Annotated in this window: 3 protein-coding genes; 2 read left to right on the forward strand and 1 reads right to left on the reverse strand. The window is 46.6% G+C overall.

The window, feature by feature from the left end; genetic code table 11:
• Positions 1-148: 148 nt before the first annotated feature.
• A complete protein-coding gene (locus HLG76_RS14560) occupies positions 149-1,396 on the reverse strand; it encodes an O-antigen ligase (RefSeq protein WP_175993928.1) in 1,248 nt (415 codons plus the stop codon).
• Positions 1,397-1,677: 281 nt separating this feature from the next.
• Here HLG76_RS14560 and metK point away from each other — a divergent pair, with 281 nt between their 5' ends.
• Both metK and HLG76_RS14570 read left to right on the forward strand, forming a co-directional pair.
• A complete protein-coding gene (metK, locus tag HLG76_RS14565) occupies positions 1,678-2,838 on the forward strand; it encodes a methionine adenosyltransferase (RefSeq protein WP_175993929.1) in 1,161 nt (386 codons plus the stop codon).
• A 146-nt stretch (positions 2,839-2,984) separates the two neighbouring features.
• Positions 2,985-3,689, forward strand: a complete 705-nt coding sequence (locus HLG76_RS14570; RefSeq protein WP_175993930.1) for a bifunctional 2-polyprenyl-6-hydroxyphenol methylase/3-demethylubiquinol 3-O-methyltransferase UbiG — start codon at positions 2,985-2,987, stop codon at positions 3,687-3,689.
• Positions 3,690-3,853 lie beyond the last annotated feature (164 nt).

Raw genomic sequence — 3,853 nt, forward strand, 5'->3', positions numbered from 1 at the left:
AAGAGCGAAAAGCAGTGCCTAGGACCTAGGATCCTAGGCCCTAGGAACTTTATCTACAGGACCAGGCACGATACGCTTTTTCCGTATTCCGTATTCCGTCCCCTAGAACCTAGGATCTTTCTAGTCTCTAGTCTCTAGTCTCTAGTCTCTAGTCTCTAGCTTCTGCCCTCAACGCTATGCTCGCGAATATCACCACCCCAAGTGAGAAAAACAAAATGCCGGAGTGGTGGTTAAGGTAATGTTGCGTCAGCATATAGCCAGCAATCAGGATAAGATGGCTGCGCAGCATTATGGTGGCAAAATGTTTGTCTGGCGTGTCGCCTGTGTTGGTTTTTCTGGTTGCTAACCAAGGCGCTGCGATTAACACAATCAAGGTTAACCCGCCAATCAATCCTTTGACTTGTAGTTCTTCTAACAACTGGTTGTGGGCACGACTAAAGTCCATCACGATAGGATCAACCTGGCCTTTTTCAACCAATACCTCTCTAGCGGATGTAAATTGGCTATAGCCAGTTCCTGTGATGGGGTTATCAGCAAATAAATATAAGGCCGTTTTCCATAGCTCGACTCGCACACCTGAAGAGCTGGTCACGCTGGGCGTGCGTTGTGTGTCCGCATCGGCCATTTCAGTGCGTTGAATTTGTTGGTAGTCATCCAATTCGGCGAAAACTAAACCAGCTCTATCTAGTGCAGGGACCAGGGCAGTGACCACAATCAGAACAACGCTGGTGGCGATGGCCAGATAGTCTCGCGAGCTAAAGTGTTTTCGGTAGTAGATCACTGCCCACAAAGCGACAAAAGGGGTAATCACCCAAGAGCCACGCCCGCCACTGAGCAGTGTGGCGATAAATCCTAGGGTGATGCCTAAAAAGGCGATGGTCTTTAAGGTAGGTAATGCTCGCTTACAGCTATAGATATAGGCAAAAATGCTAAAAACGCTTAAGCTTGCGGCCATGCCGGCAACTTGAATGGGCATAAAGCCGCCAGTCGAAAGCGCACGAATATCGAGCATATAATGCTGATACAGTGCAATAACTCCTACCAAAGCGGCACCAATCGCGCAGCCGTAAAAAACGGATTTAAGCTCAGGCGGATACTTCAAGAGCAATGCAAAAATCATGATGGCGAGCAAAACACGACTGGGCATATCCAGTTGCTCATAATGCTCTCCCGGTAGGGCAAAGGCGAGTGTGACCACAAAGTAGAGCACCAATGAGCCACTAATCAGCATGGCGGGGTGTGTTTTTAGCGCCTGCCACGTACTCGGCAACATTATCAGAGCGGTGACCGCCAATAAAATCGCGCCATATTTGTACGAGTCGGGCGTGATAAGCAAGGTGGTGAAGTAAATCAAACACAATAAGCTGGTGAGCCGTTGGCGAGAAGTAAGCAGCAAGATCCTTTCCTCTGTCTTCTATTTTTTTTATGAATGGCATGTTGCAGAAATGCGGTTGCATCATACAGGAAGAGCCCAAAGCGAGGAAGCGCCTAAGGTCTCAACTCTCAGGGGAGTGACGTTCAATCATCTGTATTTGAGATTTTGAATACGGAGCGACAAATTTGCATTTATTATCATTGCGAATAGAATAGCCGTCTAGAAGTTATAGCTTCTTAAGTCGTTGATGGTATGAGTTATTACGTGCTGTTACTTCCCTTAATTACCAATGAGAGTGTCACATGGCTAAGCACCTGTTTACCTCAGAGTCCGTCTCTGAAGGCCATCCTGATAAAATCGCCGATCAGATTTCTGATGCGGTCTTGGATGCCATTCTTGAGCAAGATCCCAAAGCGCGCGTTGCCTGCGAAACCTATGTGAAGACCGGAATGGTCATGGTAGGCGGGGAAGTGACGACCTCAGCCTGGGTTGATATTGAAGAGCTCACTCGCCAAACGGTACGCGATATTGGTTACGTCCATTCCGATATGGGTTTTGATGCCAATTCTTGTGCTGTATTGAACACCATTGGCAAACAATCACCTGATATAAACCAAGGCGTTGACCGCGCTGATCCCAAAGATCAAGGTGCCGGCGATCAAGGGATTATGTTTGGTTTTGCCACCAATGAAACCAATGTACTGATGCCGGCCCCTATTACTTACTCACACCGTTTGGTTGAGCGCCAAGCGCAAATGCGTAAAGATGGCACCTTAGATTGGCTACGTCCTGATGCAAAAAGCCAGGTCACTTTCGCTTACGACAACGGCAAGATTGCGGGCATTGACGCCGTGGTGCTGTCAACACAGCATTGCGACAGCATTTCAACCGACGATCTCCGCGAAGCGGTCATGGAAGAAATTATCAAACCGGTTCTGCCTGCAGAATGGCTCACCAAAGAGACTAAATTCTTTATTAATCCAACGGGTCGCTTTGTGATTGGTGGCCCGATGGGAGACTGTGGTTTAACCGGCCGTAAAATTATCGTGGATACCTACGGTGGCGCAGCCCGTCACGGTGGCGGGGCATTCTCAGGCAAAGATCCATCAAAAGTGGATCGTTCTGCCGCCTACGCCGCACGTTATGTAGCGAAAAACATCGTCGCAGCTGGCCTTGCTGACCGCTGTGAGATTCAATTGTCGTACGCCATTGGTGTGGCCGAGCCAACGTCTATCATGGTCGAAACCTTTGGCACTGAAAAAGTGGCGCCAGAGGTGATTATTAAAGCCGTTCGTGAGCACTTCGATCTACGTCCGTATGGCCTACAAGAAATGCTCGACTTGCTGCAACCTATTTATAAGCAAACTGCTGCGTATGGTCATTTTGGTCGTGAAATTTTCCCATGGGAGAAAACCGACAAAGCAGACCTATTGCGTGAATTTGCCAAGCTGGGGAAAGCTTAAAACGGCTCTAGGTAAGTAAGAGACTAGGCTCTAGAAACTTAGGCTTTGCCTACCGAGGCAGGCACTTTTGAGCCTATACTCGACTTGATAAAAAGGGTGTCGTACAATCCCTTCTTTTTCAGATGGCTAGCAAGGTTCCGAATACTATGGTCCCACAAGAAATGGCAGTTTCAGGTACGCATGACACTGTTTTAAAGTTTGTAAAAGATACGTTTCCTGAGCCAGCAAGCACCAAAATCCTTGATATTGGAGCGGGACAGGGGTCTCTTTCTTTAAAATTGAAACGAGCTGGGTATCAAGTGTGCGCGTGTGATATTGATGCTAACAATTTTAAGGTTGCTGATATTGAGTGCTTAGAAGTTGATGCTAATGGCGACTTGCCTTATGAAGCTGGTACATTCGATTTAGTGTTATCTATCGAAGTTATCGAACATATTGAGAATCATAGCGGCTTTTTCACAAACGTGAACCGAGTTCTGAAACCTAACGGAAAGTACGTTTTTTCTACACCAAACATTCTGTCGCTTAAATATAGACTAAGTTTTTTATTAACTGGCTATGGTTATTCATTCGGTCCTTTAGAGCCTTTTGTTCGCTCACCTGCCGAACAACATATATCCCCGTTTTCTTTGGATAGGTATACCTGGATGCTTTCTATGTGTGGTTTTGAGATTGCCACTTTCAGAACAGATAAACTGCAGTCATCATCAAAAATTTGGTACTTCTTAGCACCATTAATTCGTTCATTAGCTAAAAAGCGCTTCGGGAACTCTCCAACGGTGCAAAGACAGAATAGTAAAACAGCATTGTTGGGTAGAAAGCTATTTATAATGGCGAGTAAAACGGGGTAAATAAAGCGTTCAGGGTTTTGAGTACGGGAAAGAGACGAGACGCTTCGCTTCTAGAGGCTAGAAACTAGATAGAGCAGATCGTGCTTGCATTGGGGCTCTTAATATGGGGAAGAGCGAAAAGCAGTGCCTAGGACCTAGGATCCTAGGCCCTAGGAACTTTATCT

The organism is Salinivibrio sp. EAGSL (genome assembly GCF_013366455.1).
Lineage (GTDB): Bacteria > Pseudomonadota > Gammaproteobacteria > Enterobacterales > Vibrionaceae > Salinivibrio > Salinivibrio costicola.

What these genes read in the sequence shown, in the direction of transcription:
- metK (WP_175993929.1), top strand. Translation starts at nt 1,678, where the DNA reads ATGGCTAAGCACCTGTTTACCTCAGAGTCCGTCTCTGAAGGCCATCCT.
- HLG76_RS14570 (WP_175993930.1), top strand. Translation starts at nt 2,985, where the DNA reads ATGGTCCCACAAGAAATGGCAGTTTCAGGTACGCATGACACTGTTTTA.